Source organism: Actinoplanes sp. NPDC051475, assembly GCF_040689425.1.
In the GTDB taxonomy this organism is placed as follows: Bacteria; Actinomycetota; Actinomycetes; order Mycobacteriales; family Micromonosporaceae; genus Actinoplanes.
This window is the reverse complement of record NZ_JBFAZZ010000001.1, coordinates 528,087-552,470: the sequence shown is the minus strand read 5'-3', so window position 1 is coordinate 552,470 and position 24,384 is coordinate 528,087. Positions and strand designations below refer to the sequence as shown.

The window sequence follows — 24,384 nt, the reverse complement described above, 5'->3', positions numbered from 1 at the left end:
AGCCACCGGAGACGATGTGCGATTCTTCCTGACTGTCGTTGATCCCCGTACCCGGGAAAGCGCCGACGTCGTCGTGACGGCGGACGAGGGGAACCGGATCGGCGAGCTGGCCCGGGAGCTGCAATCGCTGATGCGCGACGCCGCCGAGCGCACGGGCGGGCCGGACGGCGCCGCCACGCTCTACGTGAACGGCCGGCCGGTGGACGCCGCCCTCACGCTCGCCGAGTCGCAGCTGCGGGAGGGCGCGGTCGTCGGGCTCGACGCCCCCGCCGACGGGCCGCTCGCCGAGCCGGCGGGTCTGCTGGAGGTGCGGGTGACGGGCGGACCGGCGATCGGCTCGGTACGCACCCTCGGCGCCGGAGCCGGCGACCTCGGGTCCGGCGCCGATTGCTGGATCACCGTCGCCGGGGTGCCCGAGGTGGCCGCGCACCTGACCGTCGACCTGAGCGGGCGATGCTGGATCGAGCCCGCACCCGGCATCGGCGTGCACCTCGAGGACGAGCCGGTCGACGCGCGTGCCGAATGGCTGCCGGGCGACCAGGTCGGCATCGGAGCGACGCTGCTGGAACTCGCCGACTACACCCTGCCGGATGCGGCGCTGCAGATGTCCGCCGACAGCGTCTCCGTGGACTACAACCGCCCGCCCCGCATCCTGCCCGTCGCCCCGCAGACCCGCTTCCGGCTGCCGGCCCCGCCGCAGCCCCCCTCGCGTTCCCCGCTGCCCTGGCTGATGGCGCTGCTGCCGCTGGTCGGGGCGCTCGCCCTGGTCCTCATCACCGGCAATCCCGGCATGCTGTTCCTCGCCCTGCTCAGTCCCCTGTCGATGATCGGCAACCACCTGATGAACCGCCGCCAGGGCCGGCGCTCCCACGCCCAGCACCTGCGGGACTACCGGGCGCGCCGCGAAGGCGTCGAGACCGCCGTCCGCGAGGCCGTACGGCTGGAGCGGCGGGAACGCCGGCGGCGATATCCCGACCCGGCCGCGGTCCAGGGCATCGCCCTCGGTCCCCGTCACCGCCTGTGGGAACGCCGCCGGCGCGACGCCGACCATCTGGTGCTGCGGATGGGCGCCGGGGTGCTGCCCTCCGAGGTCGCCGTGGAGGATCCGGAGCGGGAGGAGCACCGGCGGACGGCCCGGCGGAGCCTCGGCGACGTACCGGTGACGGTTCCGCTGCGCGAACGCGGTGTGGTCGGCATCGCCGGAGCGGCCGGCGGCGCGCAGTCCCTGGGCCGATGGGCGGTGATCCAGGCGGCGGTCCTGCACAGCCCGGCCGACCTGCAGATCGTGGTGCTGACCGAGCCGGGCGCCCAGGCCCGCTGGGACTGGGTACGGTGGCTCCCCCACGCCCGCCCGGCGGAGAGCTCGGGGCCGGCGGTGCTGATCGGGACCGACGCGGACTCCGTGGGCCGGCGCGTGGCCGAGCTGCTGGAGCTGGCCGTGCACCGGGCGAGCGTCCGTACCGGGGCCGGCGAGGTGACCGTGGGCGAACCGGACGTGCTCGTGGTCCTCGACGGCTCCCGCCGGTTGCGCTCGCTGCCGGGGGTCGTGCAGCTGCTGCGCACCGGCCCCGCCGTCGGCGTCTACGCCCTGTGCCTGGACGACGACCGGCGCCTGCTCCCGGCCGAATGCCAGGCGGTGGTCGAGGACACCGGCGCCGGGCTGCGGGTGACCCAGGCGGACGCCGACGAGGTGAGCGATGCCCGCGCCGACCATCTCGACGCCGCCTGGTGCGCCCGGGTGGCAAGGGCCCTGGCGCCGCTGCGCGACGTCAGCGACGACGAGGACGCCGTGCTGCCGGCGTCCAGCCGGCTGCTGGACGTGCTGGCCCTCGAACCGCCCGGGGCCGAGGCGATCCTGGCACGGTGGCGGCTGGGCGGCCGCAGCACCGTGGCGATGGTGGGGGAATCCTACGACGGCCCGTTCGAGATCGACCTGCGCCGCGACGGCCCGCACGGCCTGATCGCCGGCACCACCGGCGCGGGCAAGTCGGAGCTGCTCCAGACCGTGGTGGCGGCGCTGGCCGTGGCCAACCGGCCGGACGCCATGACCTTCGTCCTCGTGGACTACAAGGGCGGCAGCGCCTTCGGCGACTGCGTCCGGCTCCCGCACACCGTCGGCATGGTCACCGACCTCGACGAGCACCTGGTCCGCCGGGCACTGGAGTCGCTCGGCGCCGAGCTGCGCCGGCGGGAGCACCTGCTGGCGGGCGCGGGCGCCAAGGACATCGACGACTACGTACGGGCGGCGGACCGGCACCCCGGCCGGCCGCCGCTGCCCCGGCTGCTCATCGTCATCGACGAGTTCGCCTCGATGGTCCGCGATCTGCCGGACTTCGTCACCGGGCTGGTCAACATCGCGCAGCGCGGCCGGTCCCTCGGCATCCATCTGCTGCTGGCGACGCAGCGTCCGGGCGGCGTCGTCTCGCCGGAGATCCGGGCCAACACGAACCTCCGGATCGCGCTGCGGGTCACCGACACGGCCGAGAGCCAGGACGTGATCGACGCCCCGGACGCGGCGCGGATCTCCAAGGGCACGCCGGGCCGGGCGTACGTCCGGCTCGGTCACGCCTCCCTGGTGCCGTTCCAGTCCGCCCGCATCGGAGGACGGCGCAGCGGGCTGCACGTGGCCGAGCTGCCGGCGCCCCGGGTGCGGCCGCTCGGCTGGACCGACCTGGGCCGTACCGTCGAAGCGGACCCGGTCGCCCGGCGCGACGACCGTGACGACGTCACCGACCTGCAGGTCCTGGTGGAGGCCGTCCGCGCCGCCGCGACGGCCGCAGGAGTTCCGGCGCAGCACAGCCCGTGGCTGCCGGCGTTGCCCACGGTCACGACCCTGGACGAGCTGGACGCCGCGGGCGGCGCCCCGTACGGCATCGACGACCTGCCCGCCCAGCAGTCGCGGCACACCGCTGTCGTGGAGGTGGAGCGGTTCGGACACCTGGTCGCCGCGGGCGCACCCCGTACCGGACGCTCCCAGCTGCTGCGCACGATCGCCGGATCGCTCGCACGGACCTACTCCACCGCCGACCTGCACCTGTACGGCCTGGACTGCGGCAACGGCGCCCTCCTGGCGATGGCGGAGCTGCCGCACTGCGGCGCGGTGGTCACCCGCGTCCAGGTCGAGCGCGCCGTCCGGCTGATCCGCCGGCTGGACGAAGAGCTCCGCCGCCGCCAGGCGGTGCTCGCCGCGGGCGGCTTCGCCACCGTGACCGAGCAGCGCGCGGCCGAGCCACCGGAACGGCGGCTGGCCCACATCGTGCTGCTGCTGGACAGCTGGGAGGGGTTCCTCGCCTCGCTCGGCGAGCTCGACGCCGGGGCTCTCACCGACGACCTCTTCCGGTTCCTGCGCGAGGGTGCCAGCAGCGGCGTCCATCTGGTCGTCGCCGGCGACCGGTCGGTGCTCACCGGCCGCATCGCCACGCTCACCGAGGAGAAGCTGGTGCTGCGCATGCCGGACCCCGGCGACATGTCCCTGGCCGGCATCTCGCCGCGCGGTGTGCCGCCGCAGATGCCTCCGGGGCGCGCGTTGCGGGCGGGTTCCGGCGTCGAGACCCAGATCGCCCTGCTGCCCGGGGAGGCGAGCGGCCCGGCGCAGGCCGCCGCCCTGGCCGAGATCGGGCGCCGGGCGCGCGAGCGGGACGCCGGGGTCCCGGCCGGGGCGCGGCCGTTCCGGCTGGGTGAGCTGCCCGCACAGATCTCGTACGCCGAGGCGGCAGCGCTGTGCGCCCCGGACGCCGGTGCGGGCTGGCTGTTGTTCGGTGTGGGCGGTGACCAGCTCGCCGTGTACGGGCCGGACCTCGCCGAGGGGGTGCCGGCGTTCGCGATCGGCGGACCGCCGAAGTCCGGGCGCAGCACGGCGCTGTCCGCGATGGTGCGCTACGCCCTGGACGCGGGACAGCAGGCGATCCTTCTGACGCCGCGTACCTCGCCGTTGCGCGACGTCGCGGACCATCCCGGCGTGATCGCGTCGTTCACGGGCCCGGACGTCGGCGCCGCCGAGTTCGCCGCCGCCCTGGACAAGGTGGCGGGGCGCGCGCTGGTCGCCGTCGACGACGCGGAGGCGTTGCGCGACGTCGAGGCGGCCGCGGAGCTGCGGGCCATCCTGCGCGGCGGCGAACGACGCGGGCTGGCGATCGTGTACGCGGGAGACCCGGAAGACCTGAGCGCCGGCTTCACCGGGTGGCTGGTGGATGCGCGCAAGGCACGGCGGGGAGCGTTGCTGTCCCCGCAGAACCGCACGGACGGCGACCTGGTCGGCGCGCGGCTCCCCCGCACCGCCGTGGGCCGGCCGGTCCAACCGGGACGGGCGTTGCTGTACGCAGGCGACGGCGAGCCGGTCGTGGTCCAGGTGCCCCGCTGACCCGCGGGGCCGGGGCCGGGCCGGCGCGTCCGGCATCCGGCCCGGCGACCCCGGGCGGCGCGGGTTACTTGGAGATGGACTTCGCCAGTTCCTCGTCAGCCTGCTTGAAGGCGTCGGCGGCAGCGGTCAGGTACTTGCCCATGCCCTCGAGCCCTTCGGCCATCTTGGTGGCGCCCTGGTTGAACTCGTCGTACGACTGCTCGAACTGCTTGCTGGACGAGTCCGTCACGTACCCGCCGTTGACCAGGTCGTTCACCATCCGGCGCAGCTCGTTGAGCTTGTCGAGGACCTCGTCCTTGCCCCGGACGAGCCGGTTGGCGCCGTCGCGCATGTCCTGATAGGTGACGTTGACGTTTGCCATGGCGGCATATCCCTTCGTCGTTCTTCCGGTGCGAAGCGGATCTTCACCCGGGGTGCTGAGGCCGGCGATCGGTCAGGAGCCGGCGGAGAGGAACCGGAACGTGCCGGTGACCGCGTCGAAGAGATCCAAGAGGTCCTCGGTCAGCGGCAGGATGGGTGAGCTCGCGGTGATCACGGCGATCCGTCCGGGATCCGGGCCCGGGAACGGCACGAAGGTCTGCATCATCACGGACCTGATCCATCCCTCGCCCTCGGGCAGCACGACGTCCTCGACGCCCCGGGTCCGCGCCACGCTGCCGACCTCCGGCAGTGCCGCCTGCACCACCTCGCGCCACGGGCTGTCAGCGCCCGTACGGGGCAGCGGCCGCAGCTGGGCGGTCACCGCCGAGGCGTCCGTGTCGTTGCCGGGAGCCCGCACGATGCTCACCGTGACGCTCGCCGTCAGCAGGGCCTCGTCGAAACCCTGCACCATCACGCCGCAGTAGGCGGCGCCGTTCGCGTACGCGCTACGAGCGACGCCGCGCAGCGCGCGGGTCAGCGCCGCGCGGTGCGGCATGAGCTCCGGAACCTCCCGGATCCGCTCGTTCACCAGCGCGCTGATCGCGGTGTTGCGGGTGTCGGGGTGTACGTCGATCTCGAACCACGAGTCCGGAACGGTGATGGCGAAGCCGGTCGGTTCCGTCATGCCTTCACCTGCTCGCGCAGCTCCGCGGCCAGCTCGTCGTCGACCTTGCGCAGGTTCTCCACCGCCTGCCGGGCGATCTTGACCAGCCGCTCGCAGTTCTTGTCCACACGCGAGCGCCCGTCGCTCCAGTGCGACTCGAAGTGGTCGAGCGCCCCGTCGACGTCGTCACCGCCGAGGTCGCCGGCGAACTGCACCATCCACCGGTCGGCGTCGTGCAGGCCGTCACGGATGCGCTCCAGCGTGCTGGCGAAATCCTCCAGCCCGCCCAGATCGACCTTCAGCTGCTCGGATGATCCCATCTCTACCCCCAGACCGAGCCCGTTGGCGTGGTGAAGACCCCGGTGACCGGGTCCATCCTGGTGCCCGGCGGCGGCAGGGCGGGCAGCGGTTTCTCACCCTGGCCCAGCAGCCTGTCGTTGATCTTGCCCAGGTCCGCCGGGGAAAGCGGCACGCCGTCACGCAGGTATTGCGCATCGAACTCCACGAAATCCCGGATCGCTCTTTCTCCCGCGTCGGTGGAGGCAGGGAACTTGGGCGCGTCACTGACGGTCGCCTTGTAGCTGACCGCGAAGTCCCCGTCGATCTTGTAGTTGGACCGGAGATTGCGGAACCGGTCGAGCGCGTACTTGATCGGCTGCTCGAGGAGATTCTTGTGGCTCACGTTGGCCATGTGGGTGAGCGGCGTAAGATTGTCCGTCGTACCGTGGCCGCCGAGGTTGTCGTTGATCAGATGTCCCCTGATCCACTTGTCGTCCTGACGACCGGCCTGCAGCAGGGCTTGTTCCACGTCCCCCGTGCGTGAACTGTTGTTCAGCCACTCCACCGACCAGCATTGGGTGCTCCGCGTGCTGGTACCCGGAACCAGCTTGGTGAGAATCTCCGACTGCGGCAGCGGACCATCGAAGTCCGCCTTCGTGAGAATGCGCGGCTCCTTGCCCAGAGCCCTTCTGATGTTGATCATCGTCCGCTTGTTCGGCACGTGTGTGTTCAGTTGTTTCCCCGGCTTGGAAATCCCGCCGGCCGGGGCGGAGGAGGAGGATCCGGCCGGCTTGGTGCCCTTCTTGTACAGATTTCCGATCTTGACGTTGGCCTTCTGGGCGGCCGCCCGGCACGACACCAGGCCGAGGGGGTCGATCTCGAGCAGGGGGTTGTCCACGTACCGGACGGGGCTGGGGCCCGCGCCGAGGCCGAGCGGATCGGGGCTGATGTAGCGGCCGGTGCGCGGATCGTAGTAGCGGTGCAGGTTGTAGTGCAGGCCGCTCTCGGGATCGGCGTGCTGGCCGGGGAACCGCACCGGAGTCCCGTCCGACGGGTTCCGCTCCTGGCCCCACAGTCCCGCCGCGGAGCGCCAGGCCACCGAGCCGTCGACCTCGATCAGGTCGGTGGGCACGCCGGTCGGGTCGCAGACCATCAGGCGCAGCCGGCCGTCCGGCGCGACACCGTCGGCCGCGCCGTCCAGTTGCAACAGCGGCCGGAGCCCGTCCAGGTCGTGCTGCCAGGTGGTGACGCGACCGGCGGTGTCCGACTCCTCGACGATCGTCGGGCCGTCCCAGCTGACCTGCACCTGCGCGACAGCCGGGCCGTCGAGCGGGGCGTCGGCCGGGCCGTCCGCCAGCCGCTGCTTGGCGACGCGCCGCCCGAGCGCGTCGTACCGGTACCGCCACCGGCTGCCGTCCGGGGTGACGACCCCGTGCAGCTGACCGTCGGCGTTCCACACGAAGGTCCAGACCCGCAGGCCACCACGGCCGTCCGGCTCCTGGCGGCGGATCAGCCTCCCCGCGCGGTCGTAGCGGTACGCGATCTCTCCCGCCCGCGTCAGGTCCGTGCCCTCGTACGCGCGGTCACCGGCCGCGCCGCCATCGCCCGACGTCTCGACGGGCTCTCCCGAGAGGTCGTAGCGGTAGCTCTCGCGGCGGCCGGGACCGTCCACATCGGTGACCCGTCCCTCGTCGTCGAGCCGGAACGTGGTGGTGCCGTCCCGGCTGTCCGACACCGTCGTCAACAGGCCGTCCTCCCGGTAACCGAAGGCGCGGTGCCCCTCGGGCCCGCGGACAGCGGTCAGCCGGTCGCCGTCGTCGAACTCCCGGGCCACGGTCACCGACTCGTCGAGCCGTTCGGCCCGGCGCCTGCCACGGTCGTCATGCTCGAATTTCAGGCTGTGCCCGGCCATGGTGAGGCTGACCGGATATCCCGCCGCGTCGAAGACCCACCGCGTCTGCGCCCCGGACGGCGTGCCGCGGACGACCGTCCTGGTGGGGTCGTCGTACGCGAACGAGACGGTGCGGCCGTCGACAGACTCGGCGGTGACCCGGCCGAAGAAGTCCCGCTCGATGGTGAGGGCGGCGTCCGGGCTGGTGGCGGCGACGAGCCGGCCCACGGGATCATGCAGGAACGTGGTCGACCGCTCGTCCCGTGCGGAGATGGCGCGCCGGCGTACGAGGTTGCCGAGCAGGTCGTACTCGAACTCGGTCGTCTCCCCCGCGGCGTTGACGATGCGGAGCAGCTGCCCGGCCGCGTCGTAGGAGTAGCGGCGGACGCGGCCGTCGAAGTCGGTCTCCCCGACCAGCCGGCCGGCGGCCTCGTAGCGGTAGTGCCACTGCAGGCCCGCCGGATCGGTGACCCGGCTCAGCCGCAGCTCGGTGTCGTGCTCGTAGGTGGTGCGGGCGCCGGACGGGGTGACGGTGGCCACGGGAAGGTCGAACGGCCCGTACTCGGTGCGGGTGGTGAGGCCGCGCGCGTCGGTGTGGGCGACCTCGTTCCCCTCTGCGTCGTACTGCCACTCCTGGCGGCCGCTCGCCGGGTCCTCGCGCCAGGCAGGCTCGCCGTCGACCGTCCAGCCGCACGAGACCTGCCGGCCGGCGGTGTCGTCGACGACGGCGGGACGGCCGAGCGGGTCGGCGGCCAGGACCGCCACCTGCGGGTCGCGGCCACCGACGGGCATCGGCGACGGTACGGCCGGTGCCGCCGCGGCCGGTTCGTTCCCGTACGCCGGCTCGTCGTCGTCATCCTGCGATGCCGGCCCGGGGTCGTACGCGTGCCCGCCTGCCAGCTCCCGGTGGCCCAGCAGCAGGTCGACGCCGAGCGGATCGGTGAACGGGTCGGGTGACTCGGCCGGCTCGTAGGGGCGCCGCCACACCCGGCCGTCCTGCTCGACCGAGACGGCCGTGACCCTGCCTTCCTCGTACGTGATCTCGCACGGGCTGCCGTCGGGGCGCACCACGGTGTCCAGCACGCCGTCCGCGTCGTAGAGGAACCGGGTGGTGCGGCCGAGCGGGTCCGTACGCGACAGCAGACGGTGCTGCGGGTCCCACTCGCGGTACGTGGTGCCGCCGAGCGGATCGGTCTCGGCCACCACCTGCAGGTCCTCGTTGAGGTCGAAGATCGTGGTGTGGCCGAGGGAGTTCGTAGCGTGGGTGCGACGCTGCTCCGGCTCGTAGGCGAACTTGTAGGAGAAGTAGCCGTCGCGGCCCTCGCCGAGCACGCACCGGCCCTGCTCGTCGTACGTGTAGCGGTACCACCGGCCGTTGCGGTCCTGCCACCGGATCAGCCGGCCGTCGTCGTCGTACGCGAAGTGCACGGGCAGGCCGGAGGTGTTGACGACCTGGACCAGGCGGCCGTCCGCGTACCCGAAAGTTCTCAGCGGTGTGGGCGAGCCGCCGTCGGCCGGAATCAGATGCAGGGCGGTGACCAGCCCGCTCTCGGTGGTGACGGTGACGCGCCGGCCGTCGCCGTGCCGCACCTCCCGCGGCATGCCCTGATCGTCGCGCAGGATCTCGATCCGGTTGCCCTCCCGGTCGACGATCGCGACGAGCGGTGCGAACGCGACCGGGGCGGCGCCGGCCGGACCGGGCAGCAGCTCCGCGGGCAGGGCCGGGCCCCCGGCATCCGGCTCCGCGCTGCGCGGATCGTCCGCATGGGGCGCGGCGAACAGCAGGGTCAGGCCGGCGGCGGGGTCGGTGACGAGGAAGCCCGCACCGGCGCGGCGCAGCGGCAGGCCGCGACCGTGTCGCGGCAGGACCGCACCCTCGGCACCGGGCACCGGGTACGTCAGCAGCGTGCCGTCCGCGGCCAGCAGGTGCACCCCGCCCGGCTCCACGGCGATGCGCTGGTCCAGCGTGGACGCCCAGGACGCCCCGAAGGAGCGGCCGGCACGGTAGTCGGAGCGGTGCGTACGTTCCAGCAGCAGCGGCGGATCGCCCGGCAGTTCCAGGTCGGTCTCGGTGAGGAACACCCGCCCGGTGCTGATGTCGACCGGATCGCCGCAGGCGGGCATCTCCAGGGTGCGCTTGGAGGTGCGCAGCGGCAGTTCATTGATCTTGTTGGTCAGCCGGGTGAGCCCCGACTTGACCACGTCGAGGGTGCCGCGCGCCGCATTGGCGACCGTGTTCGCCAGCCCACGGACGGTGTTGCGCATGGACGTCAGCGCGGCCTTGGCGATCTCTCGGAGCCCGCCGGCCTTGTAGAGCGCGGAGAGCCGCGAGATCGAGGTGAGGCCGCGGACCCCCGGGATGATCCCGAGCACGCCGAAGACGAGGTCCAGGATGCTGCCTTTGCCCTGCGCGAAGTCGACTATCGCCTTGACCAGCAGGACCGCGCCGGCCGCGACGGCCACCCAGGCGAGCGGACCCCCGATGATCATCGCGATGATGCCGGCCACGAGGGCGACCCACTTGGCCACCTCGCAGAGGACCTCCCACAGCTTCTTCAGGGCGTCGCCGAGTTTCTGCCAGAAGGACCGGGGCTGGATGCCGGCGTCGGAGGCCTCGGAGATCTCCCTCTTGCATTCCCGGGCGGCGCCGTCGCGCAGCTGCCGGGCCTGCTCGGCGAGCGACTTGGCGGCGTTCAGCGCCTGCTCGGCGGAGGCGGCCCGGCCCTGGACGTCGGACAGCCGCTGCTGGGCCGTCTCGGCGTCGCGCAGCGCCCGCTTGACCTGCTCAGGGTCGGGGTCGGTGTGCTGCTGCAGGGACTCCGCCTGCCGCGCGACCGTCTCGACGTCGCCCTGCGCCAGCTGGAGCTGCCCGGTGAGGCCGCCCAACTGCTCCCGGGCCGCACGCCCGTCGGCCAGTGCCCGGTCCGCCATGGCCTGCGCGTTCTGAAGCTTGGGCGCGAACGCGTGCAGCGCGTCGCCGACCATGCGGTGCGAGGTGTGCAGCTTGCGCAGCTGCTCCGGGAACTCGCCGAACTGCTCGCGGAACGCGTCGCCGGACTGCCCGATCCAGGTGAGCACCGCGCCGTCGCCCTGCAGCGAGTCGACGGCCCGCTGTGCGCGGTACGCCTCGTCGGCGAAGCTCAGGAATCGGTCGCCCACGGTGACGAGATTGTCCGGCGCGCCTGGCGTGGGATCTCCGTCGATGTCCAGCACCCACCAGTCACCCGGCCGCGCCATCCAGGAACTCCCACCGTTCGTCGTGGGCGCGAAGGCCCGTCCAGCCGGCTGGAGTGTCACGGTTCAGCCGGGATTGCAGAGTGGACCGTACCCCACCCCACCCACCCTTCCCGGAGGGTGTTTGCGGCTGTCCTCGCAGGTCAGCGCGGCTGGCGGGCGGACGGATCAACGGGGGTGCTGTGATTGATCCCTCAGGCGGGACGGAAGCTGTCGAAGACCAGCTGCAGGTCGTCCCGGGCGTCGTCCCAGTCGGCGTCGCGCGTCTGCCAGTAGATGCCGTACGCCTGGTTCGCGTCGACGACGAAGCCACGGTTGTTCACGTGCTGGCGGGTGCTGCTGCCGTCGAAGGTGAACTCCCAGTCGGCGGCCTTGCGGAAGTAGCGCACCTCGCGAATGTGGATCTCGTCGTAGCCGGGGAAGTCACCCGCCCGCACCCGCTGGTCGGCCTTGCCCCGCCAGTCCGCCACCGGGTTCCACTGCGGATGGTCGGTCTGGTCGATGCCGAGCACCCGCCCGGTGGCCGGGTCCCGGAAGTAGACCATGGTGCCTTCCTTCGACCGCCGCCAGCCCTCGGGCACGTAGAGGGCGAAGCCGGTCCGGTCCCGGTAGTCGCGCCACCCCGCCGGCCGCGGCGGGAGGTCGCGCCCGGCGGCTGGGGTCGTCGCGGTCGCCTTCCGCGTGGTGGAAGTGACCGGCGGCGCCGCGGGTGCCGTGGTGAGCGCCGTTGTGGCCGGTGTCCGGGAAGCCGGCGTGGTGGCTGCCGGCGCGGTCCGTGCCCCGGTCTCTCCCGGGGAACGGGTTACCAGCCAGGTGATCGCTCCACCGGCGAGCAGCACGACGACGATCGCCGCGATGACGAGAACCACCGATCGCCGGGGGCGCCGCGTCGCAGCAGAATCCTCTTCGGCGGGGACTTCTTCCACCGGGGCCGCGGCGGCGCGCAGACGGCGGCGGGTCTCCGCGATGTCGGTGCGCTCGGCCGGGTCCCTGCGGAGCAGCCCGTCGAGGACCGGCTGCAGGGCGCCCGCCTGCCGCGCCGGGTCCGGCTCGTCCACCGCGAGGGCGGTCAGCGTCCCGATCGCCGACGGTCGCTCGAACGGTGAGCGGCCCTCGACGGCGGCATAGAGGGTCGCGCCCAGGGACCACAGGTCCGCCGCCGGCGAGGCGGTGCCGTCCTTGACCCGCTCCGGCGACATGTACTGGGGGGAACCCAGCACCAGCTCGGTGCTGGTCGTGATGATGCTGTCCCCCTCGATGGAGGCGATCCCGAAGTCGGTGAGCACCACCCGGTCGTCGGGGCCGAGCAGGACGTTCGCCGGCTTGACGTCACGGTGCCGTACGCCCGCCCGGTGCGCCGCCTCCAGCGCGTCGAGCAGTTGCAGGCCGATCGCCGCCACCCGCTCCGGTTCCAGGGGGCCGTCCTCGCCCACGACCTGCTGCAACGAGCGGGAGGGCACGTACTCCATGACGATCCACGCCCGGCCCTCGTCCTCGAACACGTCGTAGACCTGCGCGACGTTCGGGTGGCTGAGCCGGGCGGCGGCCCGCGCCTCCTGGAGCATGCGCCGGTGCACGGCGTCCCGTTCGGCGGCGACGAGATCCGCCGGGAGGACGACCTCCTTGACGGCCACCTGCCGGCCGAGGATCTCGTCGTGGGCGACCCACACCCGGCCCATGCCGCCGGCGCCGAGGGACTCCCCCAGCCGGTAGCGCCCGGCGACGCCGACCGGTCCCGCACTCATGCGAGCCGATATACCCGGGCATGCCCGCGGTCACACCGCCTCCGGGCAGGCCCTGCGGCGTTACGCTTCCGTCGTGGATGACCTTGCGTACGCCCGTACGCGCGTGGCGGAGCTCGGCCCCCGGTTCTGCCTGACCTTCGTCAAGGGCGTCGACGAGCGGGAGGCCCTGCGGCGGATGGGCGCCTACCCCGACACGATCGCCGACCGCGACGGGTCGCGGCTCGACGGCCACGCCGCGGCGGCAGCGCTCGGCCGGTGGACCGTGGTGATCGAGTCCGGCGGCGCCGCGGGGGCCGACCACCTGCTCCTGGAGACGGTCTCGCGCGGCACCGAGGCGCTGTCCCTGCTGGGTGACGACGAGGCGTCGCCGCGGTTCACGTACGCGGTCGGCGGCAGCACCGCCGTGGCCTTCGATCCGGCGTACCCGGCGCTGGAGCTCACCTGGGGCTCGGACCCGGAGCTGCTGCGGCACCTCATGCAGGCGATCGGGCTGCGCGAGCCGGGCGGCGAGGACGAGGAGACGTGGCGCGACGCCGAGGCGAAGGCGCTGGTGCTGGCCCAGCGCCTCACCGGCGCCCGGCTGCCGGAGGACCTGCTCGGCCGGCCGCTGGTGTCGGCGCGGATCGAGCCGTGGTTCGCCGGCCCGGTGCATCCGGGCGACCTGCTGCGCCCGGGCCCCCGGTTCGCGGACCTGTTCGCCGCCGCCGAGGCAGCGCCGGACGACCGTAAGCGGCAGGTCGCCGTCGCCGAGGTACGCCGGCTCGCCGCGGCCGCGGGCGTGGCCGACGCCGCCGGGCTGGACGCCGCCCTCGATCGCGCCGCGCTCGGTGCCGGGGCGCCCGTCGCCATGGACACACCGCTGGGCCGGGAGGTGCGTGGCTGGCTCGGCGAGCCGGCCGGGAAGGGGCTGCGCAGCCTGGCCGTGGCCCTGCGCGGGGTGCTCGGCCGGGACGCCGACGTGGCGCTGCGGGCAGCGCTGCGCCCGCTCCGCGACGCCGCGGAGGCCGACGGCGAAGCCGTCCAGGCGCTGATCGCGGCGCTCGGCGCCCCGTGATCCCTAGCTGGTCGGCACCTTCACCGCGCCGCTGAGGATGCGGTAGCGGGCCTTCTCAAGCTTCGCCTCATACGGCTTCAGCGCCGGGTTGGAGGTCGAGTATCCGAGGCCGTCCACCTTGAGGTCGTAGCGCTTGGCGCCGCCCGAGCGGTCGCCCTTGATGAACGCCTGGATCTCCTGGAAGACGCTGTTGTCGACGCGCTTGAGCATCGAGGTGAGGATGCGCTCCTTCACCGCGCCGTCCGCGCTGAGGTACTGGTCGGAGTCGACGCCGATCGCCCAGGCGTCGCCCGCCGCGGCCACGGCCTGCATGGCGCCCTGTCCCGAGCCGCCGGCCGCCGAGTAGACGACGTCCGCGCCGTCGGCGAGCAGGGCGGCCGCGGCGGCCTTGCCCTTGTCCGGGGAGCCGAAGCCGCTGAAGTCCGGCGGCTTGCTCAGGTAGCGGGCGCCGACCCGGATGTCCGGGTCCACGCTGTGCACGCCCGCCGCGAACCCGGCCCCGAACTTGCGGATCAACGGTACGTCCACGCCGCCGATGAAGCCGACCCGGTTGCGCTTCGTGGCCAGGCCCGCCGCGACGCCGACCAGGTACGAGCCCTGCTCCTCGGAGAAGAGCAGCGACACCACGTTCTTGGCCTGCACCGAGTCGTCGTCGATGATGGCGAACAGCGTGCCCGGGTTCTCCTTGGCGACCGTGCCGACGGCACCGGCGTAGAGGAAACCCACCGCGATCACCGGGTTGCTGCCGGCCTTGACGAGGTCGCGCAGCGCGGCCGCGCGCCCCTCGTCGTCCTCCGACTTCGTGGTGGTCTCGGTCGCCTCGATGAGCAGTTCCTTCTTCGCCCGGTCGAGGCCGGTCCCGGCCATGTCGTTGAAGCTCTTGTCGCCGCGGCCCGCGCTGTCGTACGCGATGCCGACGTGGATGGTCTCGCGGCCGAGCCCGGTCAGCGCGTCGGACGAGACGGTGACCGGCGCCGAGCCGCACGCCGACAGCGTCGCGACGGCGGCGGCGAGCAGGGCGGCGGTGATCCTTCTGCGCATCTGCATCCTCAGTACCGGAACTGCCCGACGGCGTCGCGCAGGGTGGTGGACATGCGGGTCAGCTCGGCGGCGGCCTCGCGGGCTCGGGCCACCTCGGCGGAGGTGGCCGACGTCGCGGCGGCGACCGCGCGGATGTTCTCGGCGATGCTCGCCGTGCCGCTGGAGGCGGCGACCGCGCCGCGGCTCATCTCGACGGTCGTGGCGGTCTGCTCCTCCACGGCCCCGGCGATGCTGGTCTGGTAGTCGCTGATCCGCGCGATGACCCCGCCGATCTTCTCGATCGCGACCACCGCCGCCCCGGTGTCACCCTGGATCGCCCGGACCAGGCCGTCGATCTCCTCGGCCGCCTTGGCGCTCTCCTGCGCCAGGTCCTTGACCTCGCCGGCCACCACCGCGAAGCCCTTGCCGAGCTCACCGGCCCGGGCCGCCTCGATGGTGGCGTTGAGCGCCAGCAGGTTGGTCTGCTCCGCGATGCTGGTGATCAGGCGTACGGCGTCACCGATCGCCGAGGACGAGGCGCCGAGGTTGGCCACGGTGCCGTTCGCGGTCTCCGCGGCCCGGACCGCCTCGGCGGCGACGTTGGCGGCGTCGGTGGCGTTGCGCGAGATCTCCTGGATCGAGATGCCCATCTCCTCGGAGCCGGCGGCCATCGTGTCGACGTTGCGGTTGACGTCCTCGGCGGCGCCGGCCACCAGCTCGGCCTGCAGCGACGTGTCGCCGACCGCGTTGGCGAACGCCGCGGACACCGCGTCCAGCTCCACGGAGGTCCGGGTGAGTGCGTCGGCCTGCACGGCGACGTCGGAGACGATGGCGCGGACCGACCCGACGGCCTGCCCGAGCGCGGCGGCCATCTGCCCGACCTCGTCGCGCCAGGCGCTCGTCGGCACCTCGGTCAGGTCGCCGTCCGCTACCTTGCGCAACGCGTCGCGGGCGGCGCTGACCGGGCGCACGATGCTGCGGGTCACCACGTACGCGGAGGCGGCGCCGAGCAGCAGCGCCAGCGCGGTCGCGATGCCGATGGCCCATTGCGCGCGGGTCGCGTCGCTGGCGGACACCTGGACGGCCTCCACGCTGCGCGCGTCGACGGACGCGGCGAGCTTCTGGGCCGCCACCATGATCCGGTAGTAGCTGTTGAAGCTGTCGTACATGGCGATCTGGTCGGCGTTCCACAGCGCCTGCGGTGTGCCGGGCTTGTACGTGGCCACGAGCTTGTCGTTGACCGAGACGTACGTGTCCAGCTCCTTGCCGACCTGCGCGAACAGCGCCTTCTCGGTCGCGGTGAAGGCGGGGGCGTCGACCCGGCTCAGGAAGGTGCGGAACGTGTCCCGCTCCTGCTGCCAGGCCTTGTACGCCACCGAGTCCCCGCCCAGGGCACGCGCCGCCCCGAGCCGGTAGATGTCGTTGATGTAGCTGGACTGCCACCCGTTGAGCGTCGCGGCGTGGGTCTTGATCTCCCCGGCCTGCCGCGTGAGCACCTCGAGGCGCCGTACGTCGTTGGCGGAGCCGCGCTGCTCGACGATGGTGGCGAAGGCCATGGCCGCGATGCCCAGCAGCAGCACGAGAACCGCGGCGAAGGTGCCGAACAGCCGGGCGCCGATGGGAAACCGCCGCACGTGGAATACCTCCGGTCCGATGGCAGCACAGAGCCGCCGCACTCCTCTGATCGGCATGCGCGCGCCGCGACTGAGCCCCAAGCACGGCGGTGATCAGTCGTTCGAACGGTGCGCTCCACCGCCGGCAGATGCAGGACTCACCGTAGTTCCAAGATCACTGGCGGTAGCCGAATCGGCGGAAGGTTCGGTCCTGCGACGCGAGAACACCCCCTGAGAGGTAGCGACACCCGCCAGCACGACGAGCGCGCCGACCGGCTGGAACCAGCGGAGGTGCTCGCCGAGCACGGTCACACCGACCACGGTGGCCACCACCGGCATGAGATACGTGACCGACGCCGACGTGCTCGCGCCGGCCAGCCGGATGACCCGGAAGTTCAGCACGAACGCCACGCCGGTCCCCAGCGCGCCGAGCGCCAGCACGCAGAGCACCACCTCCGTCGACAGCGAGGCCGGGGCGGGCGGCTCCCCGGCCAACAGCGGTGCGGCGATGCTGAGCTGGGCCAGGGCCATGAGCAGTTGCGCGGCCGCGATGGAGACGCCGCTGCCGGTCCGTCCGGCGACGAACTTCTTCTGGTACGGGATCGCGACGGCGTAACACATCGCCGCGCCGAAGCACATGAGCTGGCCGGTGAACTGGGTCCCGCCCACGCCGTGCCACACGCCGAGCACCGTCATGACGCCCGCGAAGCCGATGCCGATCCCGGCCGCGCGCCGCCTGGTGAACGGCTCGGTGCGGAACACCAGCGCCGCGAGCGGCAACGCGACCAGCGGCGTGGCGGCGTTCCAGATGCCGGCGAGGACGGAGGAGACCCGCTGCTCGCCGTACCCGAAAAGGGTGAAGGGCAAGGTCACGCCCAGTGCGGCCACCACGACGAGATGGCCCCACAGCCGGGGGTCGCGCGGCAGGCGGTCGCGGGTCAGCAGCAGGATGACCAGCAGGGTCAGGGCGCCCGCGGCGACCCGGCCGAAGGTGAGCCACAGCGGGTGCAGCTCCCGGACGCCGACCTTGATGAACAGGAAGCTGGTCCCCCAGATGGCCGCGAGGGCCAGGAAGCCCGGGAGCCAGCCGCGCAGGGAGTGAGTGTCAGGAGCGGTACGCGATTCCACCCCTGACACTCTGCCGAAGAGGTACGACAATTTCCCCGCGTTTTCCGCCCGCGGTCAGAAAGTTGCGAGCATCGCGTAATGCCATTGATCACCGAGACCGCGGTGTCTTCCGGGCTGCGCGGCATGACCGTCAGGCCGTGTCGGCCCTGACGCCGGCGCCGCGCCTCCGGAAGACCGGAAGCCGCCAGAGCCGACCCGCCAGCACGGTGGCGAGGATCCAGAGGACGTACATGAGCACGGTCCAGGAACCGCCCGTGCTGCTGACACGGCCGTCGGCGACCGTGATCGTCGCCGCGTTCTGGACCAGCTCCAGGCCATCCCATACGAAGGTGCCGGTCACGTGGGGATCGACCGTGGTGAGGCCGCGCTCGAACGCCACCTGCGCCTCGGCGAAGACGTAGTTGACAAGTAGCGGGATGAGCGTGGCGACGTACGCGGCGGCGACCCAGGAGTGGCGGGGACCCTCGCCGAACTCGGCGATCAGATACTGCTCCGCGAGCCCTCGGCTGCCGCCGACGCGGCGCAGCGCCTCGGTCGTGCCCACGTCGCTGGCCGCTTCCAGCAGGTTGGCCCGCACCTCCCGCCGTGTCGTCAGGCGCGACTGCCGGGGCAGGTCGTAGAGCTGCTGGTCGAGCATCCAGACCAGCCGCTCGATGCGGAGCCGGTCGAACCATCGGACGGTACGGGACATGTCAGTCTCCCTCGGTGACGGCGTCGGGCAGCGGGCGGGACAGCACGGCATCGACGCCGGCGGCATGCCGCGCCCAGGCGGCGGTGCCCTCGGCGAGCGCCTGCCGGCCGGCGGCGGTCAGGTAGTAGTACTTGCGCGCGGGGCCGCTCGGGGACGGCACGAGACGGGTGGTCACGCGCCCTTCCCGCTGCAGCCGGGACAGCGCGGGATAGACGCTGCCCTCCAGGACGTCGGCGAAGCCCGCGGCCTGCAGCCGTTGCACCACCTCGTAGCCGTACGACTCGCGTTCGGCCAACAGATGCAGCAGCAGCACCGAGAGCACCCCCTTCAGCAATTGCGGATCATGGCTTTCCGGCACGGTTCTAGACTCCGTCAGGTACTAGGCATTGTCAAGTAGTGGGTGATAGATCTCAGGCATGACGCATCCGGCCGACGAGGTCGTGACCCTCGCCAGCGAGCTCATCGCCATCGACACCACCAACCCCGGCACCCACGGCGGCCCGGGACCCGAGCGGGCCGCCGCCGAATACGTCGCCGCCCGGCTCGCCGAGGCCGGCTACGCCCCCGAGTACGTCGAGTCCGGCGCACCCGGCCGGGGCAACGTCGTCGCCCGGCTGCCCGGCGCGGACCCGTCGCGGGGCGCACTGCTGATCCACGGTCACCTCGACGTGGTCCCGGCCGATCCCGCCGACTGGACCGTCCCGCCCTTCGCCGGCGAGGTGCGCGACGGCTACCTGTGGGGCCGCGGCGCCGTCGACATGAAGGGCATGCTCGCCATGACCCTGGCGGTCGCCCGGCACTTCCGGCGCACCGGCGTCGTCCCGCCCCGCGACCTGGTCTTCGCGTTCCTCGCCGACGAGGAGGCCGGCGGGGTGGTCGGAGCCCAGTGGCTCGTCGCGCACCGGCCGGATCTGTTCGAGGGCGTCACCGAGGCGATCAGCGAGGTCGGCGGGTTCTCCGTCACGCTGCCCGGCGGACCGCGGGCGTACCTGGTGCAGACCGCCGAGAAGGGCTCGATGTGGCTGCGGCTGGCCGCGCGTGGCACCGCGGGGCACGGCTCGCTGCTGCACACCGACAACCCCATCGGCAAGCTGGCCGCCGCGCTGGCCCGCCTCGACGCGCACCGGTTCCCCGTGGTGCTCACCGAGCCGGTGCGCGAGTTCCTCACCGGGGTCGCCGGGCTCACCGGCGTACCGTTCGATCCCGCCGACCCGGAGGCCGCCGTCCGCCGGCTCGGGCACCTGTCCCGGCTCATCGAGCCGGGGTTGCGCGACACCGCCAACGCCACGATCGTCGGGGCGGGCACCAAGTCCAACGTGGTGCCCTCGATCGCCCGGGCCGAGCTCGACGGCCGGATGCTGCCCGGGCGCGACGAGGCGTTCCGGGCCGAACTGGCCCGGGTGCTGGGCCCGGACGTGGCGATCGAGTGGGACAGCCTGCCCGCCGTGCAGACCACCTTCGACGGGGACCTCGTCGCCGCGATGGACGCCGCGGTGGACGCCGAGGATCCGGGGGCGCGGCTGCTGCCGTACCTGATGCCGGCCGGCACGGACGCCAAGTCCTTCGCCCGCCTGGGCATCCGCCACCTCGGGTTCGCCCCGCTGCGGCTGCCGCCGGAGCTGGACTTCACCGCGCTGTTCCACGGCGTCGACGAGCGGGTGCCGACCGCGGCGCTGGAGTTCGGCACCCGGGTGCTGGACCGGCTGTTGCGGACCTGCTGAACGGTCGTCTGCTACCTTCGGAGCAGGTCATGAGTGCCAGCGACAAGCCCCGGCTCGCTGGCCGGCAACCCTTCCGTTCGCGATGGGGTGCCCCGGGTGAGGACCGGGCTTGCGCCGGCACCGGCGCGGGCAAGCGCGGACCCCGTGGGGGTCCCTGACCTCGCGGAGGTTCCCGTGACCCTGGCCCTGCAGCACGACCTGGACGTCGTCGGCGACGACGCGGCCGTGCGCCTCGGCACCGGCGAGACCGTCCGGTTCGCCCACCTCGACCACGCCGCCTCGGCGCCCTGCGTACGCGCCGCCGCCGACGCCGTGCAGGGCCTGCTGCCCTGGTACGGCAGCGTCCACCGCGGCGCCGGCATCCGTTCGCAGACCTCGACGCTGGAGTACGAGCGCGCCCGGGACCTGGTGGCGGCCTTCGTCGGCGCCCGCACCGGCGACACGGTCGTGTTCACCCGCAACACCACCGACGCGCTGAACCTGCTGGCCCGCGCCCTGCCGCCGGGCACCACCACGATCGTCTTCGACGGCGAGCACCACGCCAACCTGCTGCCGTGGCCCCGCCAGCACCGCCTGCCGTGCCCGGACAGCCCGGACGCGGCGGTGGCGGCCCTCGAGGAGGCGCTCCGGACGGTACGCGGGCCGGCCCTGCTCGCGGTGACCGGCGCGAGCAACGTGACCGGCGAGGTGTGGCCGGTGCGCCGACTGGCCGACGTGGCGCACGCGTACGGCGCCCGGGTGGTCGTCGACGCCGCCCAGCTCGCCCCGCACTCCCCCGTCGACCTCACCGCCCTCGGCGCCGACTACCTGGCGTTCTCCGGGCACAAGCTGTACGCACCGTTCGGCGCGGGGGTGCTGGCGGGCCGCTGCGACTGGCTGGACGCCGCGCCGCCGTACCTGGCCGGTGGCGGCGCGAGTGCCGTGGTCGGTGACCGTCCCGGCGAGGTGACGTGGGCCGAGGGCGCGGCCCGGCACGAGGGCGGCACCCCCAATCTGCTGGGCGCGGTGGCCCTGGGGGCGGTGTGCGCGGCGCTGGGCCGGGCGGACCGTGCGGCGCTGCACGAACGCGAGCAGAGCCTGCTGACCCGGCTGCGGGACGGGCTCGCGCGGGTGCCCGGGGCCGTGGAGGTCGGCGCCTTCGGCGGTGCCGTACCCCGGGTCGGGATCGTTTCCCTCGCCCTGCCGGGGCACGACACGGCCGTCGTGGCGGCCCGGCTCGCCGACCGGTACGGCGTCGGCGTCCGCGCCGGCCAGTTCTGCGCCCATCCCCTGACCCGCAGGCTCACCGCCTCGGCCGGCGCCGCCGCGTGCGAAGCCGGTGCCATCGGGCTGCTGCGGGTGAGCTTCGGCCTGGGCACCCGCGACGACGACATCGACCGGCTGGTGCACGCCCTGGGCGAGCTCCTGAGCCGGCCGGGGGCCGGTTCTCAGGGATAACTCGGGGGCCGCTCCCGATGCCGGTGGGGTACGCGGCAGGCGACGCTGGATCCCATGAACGCCTTCTCCGACTCCATGACCCGTCAAGGCCTCACCCGTCCGCGCGAGGGCCGCATGCTCGGTGGTGTCTGCGCCGGCCTGGCGCGGCGCTTCGGACTCGACCCGTGGCTCACCCGCCTGCTCTTCGTGCTGGTGCTGCTCGTGATCCCCGGCAGCCAGTTGCTCATCTACCCGCTGCTCTGGATCCTGATGCCGGGCGAGAAGGCGGGCTACCCGCTCTGACCGCGGGGCACCACCGGATCCGCACCCGGACGGTAGGGTGCGGGTCGGTGTGCCCCGCGAGGTGAGATGAGGGACCGATGAGCCGGCCGCTGCTCCCCGGTGATCCGCGCCGGCTCGGCCGCTACAGCGTCCTCGCCCGGCTCGGCCAGGGCGGGATGGGCACGGTCTACCTGGGCGAGGCGCCGGACGGCCGCGAGGTCGCGATCAAGATGGTACGGGCGGAGTTCTCCCACGAGGCCGAGTTCCGGGGCCGGTTCCGCAGCGAGGTGAACCGGGCCCAGCAGGTACCGCCGTTCTCCACCGCCGAGGTCCTCGACGCCGACCCGGACCACGATCCGCCCTACCTCGTCGTCGAGTACGTCGACGGCCCCAGCCTGGCCGCGGTGGTGCGCGACCGGGGGCCGCTGGGCGGCGCCGCCCTGCACAGCCTCGCCGTCGGCATCGCGACGGCCCTGACCGCCATCCACGGCGCCGGCGTCATCCACCGCGACCTCAAGCCCGCGAACGTCCTGCTGGCCCGCGGCGGCCTCAAGGTCATCGACTTCGGCATCGCCAAGCCGCTCGAGGCCACCAGCCACCACACCGCCGTCGACCACATGGTCGGCACCGTCGCGTACATGGCGCCCGAACGCCTCGAGCCCGGCCCCGGGCAGGTGGCCGGCTTTCCCGGCGACGTGTTCGCCTTCGGGGCGGTCATCGCGTACGCCGCCACCGGCCGTACGCCCTTCGCCGCCGACTCCGCCCCGGCGACCGCCCTGCGGATCCTGACCGGCGCACCGGACCTGACCGGCGTCCCCGGCTCGCTGCGGGACCTCGTGGCCCGGACGCTCGCCAGGAATCCGGCCGAGCGTCCCACCGCCCGCGAGCTGCTCGACGCCCTGCTGTCCGGGCCCGCGCCGGTCACCGAGCCGCCGGTGCCGCCCGCGGCGCTCGATTTCCCCGGCGAGCCGCCCGAGGCCTGGCGCACGCCGCCGCCCGCGCCGGTCGTACGGCCACGGCGCACCCGCCGCGGCCTCCTCCTGGCCGGCGCCGCCGTGCTGACCGTGGCGGTGGTGGGCGGGGCCGGTCTGCTCCTGGCCGCCGGCGGCGGGACGCCCGAGCCGCAGACCGAGCCCGCCCCAGTCGCCGAGGCGAGCCCGGCGGCGACGACGAATGCGGACGGCATCCTCGTGGGCAGCCGGCGCACCCTGCTGCACATGGCCACGATCGACCGGGATCTGGCCCTGCCGGACACCGGACCGGCCCGGGCGTCGGACGGCACCGGTCCGGACGCCCTCTTCATACTCGAGTCCTACGGCGTCGACTACCTGATCAAGGCGGTGCGCCCCGGCTCCCGGGGGCAGGAGCGCTGCCTCGGCGTGAAGGTCGACCCGGACGGGCCGGGGTCGCTGGTCGCCACCGCCTGCTCGGCCACCAAGGCCACAATCTTCGGGATCCAGCCTGCGGAAGGGCGGGACGAGAAGGGCCGGCCGACGTACACCATCGGCAACGAGGCGTACGGCCTGGTGCAGTGGAGCGAGAACCGCCGGGCCGTGTACGTCGAGGAGGCGGGCGACTTCCCCAACCTGCTGAGCTTCAGTCTCGTGGACCGCGGCCCGGCCTGAACACGCGCCGTCAGGGCCTTGCCACCCCGCGTCACCTGTGATCGCCTCGGAGGACCACCTTCGAGAGGAGCGGCGCAATGTGCACAGAGGAGTGTCTCCGCCGGGCCACCGGCGCACGCGTCACCCGTCGCGCGGCACTGTTCGGCGCGGCCGCCGCGGCGGGCGGGCTCACCCTGTCCGAGCCGGCCGCGGCCGCGTCATCGGCGTCCGCGCTGACCGGCCCGCGGCGGGGACTTCGAGACCTGACCTATCCGCTGACCACGACGTTCCCGGCGTTCGCCGACGGCGAGGAGGCCCGGCGGCGCACGTACGTGACGATCGAGGACGACGGCTACTACATGCAGGAGTGGCGGCTGGTCGAGCACACCGGCACCCACGTCGACGCACCGGGACACTTCACCGCCGGCGGGCGGCTGTCGCCCGAGCTGACGCTGGACGAGCTGATCGTGCCGGCGGTGGTGGTGGACATCGCCCGCAAGGCGGCCGCCGACGCCGACGCCGAGGTCACCGTCGGCGACCTCAAGGCCTTCGAGCGCCGGTACGGCCGCATCCCGCGCGGCGCCGCGGTGCTCATGTACTCCGGCTGGGGTGCGAAGGCCGGCTCGGTGGACGCGTACCGGGGCACCGACGCGGACGGGGTGCTGCACTTTCCTGGGTTCAGCGCGGACGCCTGCGAGTGGCTGCTGGAGAAGCGCGCGATCCGGAGCCTGGGCGTCGACACGCTGAGCATCGACCCGGGCCGCTCGGAGGACTTCCCCGTGCACCTGACGCTCACCGGCGCGGACCGCTACGGCGTGGAGAACCTCGCAAACCTCGCGTCCCTCCCGCGGCACGGCGCGACGGTCGTCGTCGGCCTGCTCCCGTTCGAGGAGGGATCCGGCGGTCAGGCCCGCGTGTTCGCGATCTGGTGACATCGGGCGGGTGACTCCCGGCGAGCCGATCACGCCGATCGCGGCTAATCTCGGCAGATGTTCAGCAACTCTATGGTCGCGTACGAGGACGTCACCTCCGACGGGCTGCTCGTCGCGGCGCTCGACGGAGAACTCGACCTCGATTCTGCCGACGAGGTGCGCGACAGCCTCGCCGCGGCCGCCAAGGGCACCGGCTGCCGCTACCTGCACGTCGACGTCAGCCGCCTGACCTTCATCGACTCGTACGCCCTGGGCGCGCTGGTCAGCGCCCGCAACTCGGCGGCGGCCGCCGGCGTCACCCTGACCCTGGTCGACCCGTCGCAGCCGGTGCGCAAGGCCATCCAGGTCACCGGCCTGGCGGACGTCTTCGGGCTGCCCTCGGACGACTGA

General features: G+C 73.3%; 18 protein-coding genes and 1 riboswitch. Of the genes, 8 read left to right on the top strand and 10 right to left on the bottom strand.

What is annotated here, in order from left to right:
* The first annotated feature begins 16 nt into the window (after positions 1-16).
* The gene (locus AB0368_RS02475) at positions 17-4,360 is read left to right on the top strand and encodes an FtsK/SpoIIIE domain-containing protein (protein ID WP_366151966.1); all 4,344 of its coding nucleotides are present in this window, start codon (positions 17-19) and stop codon (positions 4,358-4,360) included.
* Positions 4,361-4,424: 64 nt separating this feature from the next.
* On the opposite strand, the gene AB0368_RS02470 is transcribed toward AB0368_RS02475, so the two are convergent.
* From AB0368_RS02470 to AB0368_RS02450, 5 genes are all read right to left on the bottom strand, one after another.
* The gene (locus AB0368_RS02470) at positions 4,425-4,721 is read right to left on the bottom strand and encodes a WXG100 family type VII secretion target (protein ID WP_366151965.1); all 297 of its coding nucleotides are present in this window, start codon (positions 4,719-4,721) and stop codon (positions 4,425-4,427) included.
* Between the two features lie 72 nt (positions 4,722-4,793).
* Complete coding sequence (locus AB0368_RS02465; protein ID WP_366151964.1) at positions 4,794-5,405, bottom strand: hypothetical protein; 612 nt, start codon at positions 5,403-5,405, stop codon at positions 4,794-4,796.
* A complete protein-coding gene (locus AB0368_RS02460; protein ID WP_366151963.1) occupies positions 5,402-5,704 on the bottom strand; it encodes a hypothetical protein in 303 nt (100 codons plus the stop codon). The genes AB0368_RS02465 and AB0368_RS02460 overlap by 4 nt, the downstream gene beginning before the upstream one ends.
* A gap of 2 nt (positions 5,705-5,706) precedes the next feature.
* Positions 5,707-10,791 (bottom strand): RHS repeat-associated core domain-containing protein, encoded by a 5,085-nt coding sequence (locus AB0368_RS02455; protein ID WP_366151962.1) that lies wholly within the window; start codon positions 10,789-10,791, stop codon positions 5,707-5,709.
* Positions 10,792-10,982: 191 nt separating this feature from the next.
* Positions 10,983-12,533: a serine/threonine-protein kinase gene (locus AB0368_RS02450; protein WP_366151961.1), complete on the bottom strand. Its 1,551-nt coding sequence runs from the start codon at positions 12,531-12,533 to the stop codon at positions 10,983-10,985.
* 73 nt (positions 12,534-12,606) lie between these two features.
* Between AB0368_RS02450 and AB0368_RS02445 the strand changes: the two genes are divergently transcribed.
* On the top strand, positions 12,607-13,587 hold the full coding sequence (locus AB0368_RS02445; protein WP_366151960.1) for a DUF6461 domain-containing protein: 981 nt from the start codon (positions 12,607-12,609) through the stop codon (positions 13,585-13,587).
* Between the two features lie 3 nt (positions 13,588-13,590).
* Here AB0368_RS02445 and AB0368_RS02440 read toward each other — a convergent pair whose 3' ends face one another.
* The 5 genes from AB0368_RS02440 to AB0368_RS02420 all read right to left on the bottom strand — a co-directional run bounded on the left by AB0368_RS02440 (position 13,591) and on the right by AB0368_RS02420 (position 18,373).
* On the bottom strand, positions 13,591-14,628 hold the full coding sequence (locus AB0368_RS02440) for a BMP family ABC transporter substrate-binding protein (protein WP_366151959.1): 1,038 nt from the start codon (positions 14,626-14,628) through the stop codon (positions 13,591-13,593).
* An 8-nt stretch (positions 14,629-14,636) separates the two neighbouring features.
* The gene (locus AB0368_RS02435) at positions 14,637-16,241 is read right to left on the bottom strand and encodes a methyl-accepting chemotaxis protein (protein ID WP_366151958.1); all 1,605 of its coding nucleotides are present in this window, start codon (positions 16,239-16,241) and stop codon (positions 14,637-14,639) included.
* 93 nt (positions 16,242-16,334) lie between these two features.
* Complete coding sequence (locus AB0368_RS02430; RefSeq protein WP_366151957.1) at positions 16,335-17,348, bottom strand: DMT family transporter; 1,014 nt, start codon at positions 17,346-17,348, stop codon at positions 16,335-16,337.
* Positions 17,349-17,478: 130 nt separating this feature from the next.
* A complete protein-coding gene (locus AB0368_RS02425; RefSeq protein WP_366151956.1) occupies positions 17,479-18,039 on the bottom strand; it encodes a hypothetical protein in 561 nt (186 codons plus the stop codon).
* Between the two features lies 1 nt (position 18,040).
* Positions 18,041-18,373, bottom strand: coding sequence for a PadR family transcriptional regulator (locus AB0368_RS02420; protein WP_366151955.1), 333 nt, complete (start codon positions 18,371-18,373; stop codon positions 18,041-18,043).
* Between the two features lie 82 nt (positions 18,374-18,455).
* Here AB0368_RS02420 and AB0368_RS02415 point away from each other — a divergent pair, with 82 nt between their 5' ends.
* From AB0368_RS02415 to AB0368_RS02390, 6 genes are all read left to right on the top strand, one after another.
* Positions 18,456-19,760, top strand: coding sequence for a M20/M25/M40 family metallo-hydrolase (locus tag AB0368_RS02415; RefSeq protein WP_366151954.1), 1,305 nt, complete (start codon positions 18,456-18,458; stop codon positions 19,758-19,760).
* A gap of 25 nt (positions 19,761-19,785) precedes the next feature.
* A riboswitch (SAM riboswitch) is annotated at positions 19,786-19,902 on the top strand.
* An 83-nt stretch (positions 19,903-19,985) separates the two neighbouring features.
* Complete coding sequence (locus AB0368_RS02410) at positions 19,986-21,197, top strand: aminotransferase class V-fold PLP-dependent enzyme (protein ID WP_366152380.1); 1,212 nt, start codon at positions 19,986-19,988, stop codon at positions 21,195-21,197.
* A gap of 54 nt (positions 21,198-21,251) precedes the next feature.
* On the top strand, positions 21,252-21,479 hold the full coding sequence (locus tag AB0368_RS02405) for a PspC domain-containing protein (RefSeq protein ID WP_366151953.1): 228 nt from the start codon (positions 21,252-21,254) through the stop codon (positions 21,477-21,479).
* Between the two features lie 77 nt (positions 21,480-21,556).
* A complete protein-coding gene (locus tag AB0368_RS02400) occupies positions 21,557-23,083 on the top strand; it encodes a serine/threonine-protein kinase (RefSeq protein WP_366151952.1) in 1,527 nt (508 codons plus the stop codon).
* Positions 23,084-23,160: 77 nt separating this feature from the next.
* Positions 23,161-23,994: a cyclase family protein gene (locus AB0368_RS02395; RefSeq protein ID WP_366151951.1), complete on the top strand. Its 834-nt coding sequence runs from the start codon at positions 23,161-23,163 to the stop codon at positions 23,992-23,994.
* A gap of 57 nt (positions 23,995-24,051) precedes the next feature.
* Positions 24,052-24,384 carry an STAS domain-containing protein gene (locus AB0368_RS02390; protein ID WP_366151950.1) on the top strand — a complete coding sequence of 111 codons (333 nt, stop codon included), beginning with the start codon at positions 24,052-24,054 and terminating at the stop codon, positions 24,382-24,384.

Coding starts and splice junctions, on each gene's coding strand:
- AB0368_RS02470 (WP_366151965.1), bottom strand. CDS start 4,721: ATGGCAAACGTCAACGTCACCTATCAGGACATGCGCGACGGCGCCAAC.
- AB0368_RS02465 (WP_366151964.1), bottom strand. CDS start 5,405: ATGACGGAACCGACCGGCTTCGCCATCACCGTTCCGGACTCGTGGTTC.
- AB0368_RS02460 (WP_366151963.1), bottom strand. CDS start 5,704: ATGGGATCATCCGAGCAGCTGAAGGTCGATCTGGGCGGGCTGGAGGAT.
- AB0368_RS02455 (WP_366151962.1), bottom strand. CDS start 10,791: ATGGCGCGGCCGGGTGACTGGTGGGTGCTGGACATCGACGGAGATCCC.
- AB0368_RS02450 (WP_366151961.1), bottom strand. CDS start 12,533: ATGAGTGCGGGACCGGTCGGCGTCGCCGGGCGCTACCGGCTGGGGGAG.
- AB0368_RS02440 (WP_366151959.1), bottom strand. CDS start 14,628: ATGCGCAGAAGGATCACCGCCGCCCTGCTCGCCGCCGCCGTCGCGACG.
- AB0368_RS02425 (WP_366151956.1), bottom strand. CDS start 18,039: ATGTCCCGTACCGTCCGATGGTTCGACCGGCTCCGCATCGAGCGGCTG.
- AB0368_RS02415 (WP_366151954.1), top strand. CDS start 18,456: ATGACGCATCCGGCCGACGAGGTCGTGACCCTCGCCAGCGAGCTCATC.
- AB0368_RS02405 (WP_366151953.1), top strand. CDS start 21,252: ATGAACGCCTTCTCCGACTCCATGACCCGTCAAGGCCTCACCCGTCCG.
- AB0368_RS02400 (WP_366151952.1), top strand. CDS start 21,557: ATGAGCCGGCCGCTGCTCCCCGGTGATCCGCGCCGGCTCGGCCGCTAC.
- AB0368_RS02395 (WP_366151951.1), top strand. CDS start 23,161: ATGTGCACAGAGGAGTGTCTCCGCCGGGCCACCGGCGCACGCGTCACC.
- AB0368_RS02390 (WP_366151950.1), top strand. CDS start 24,052: ATGTTCAGCAACTCTATGGTCGCGTACGAGGACGTCACCTCCGACGGG.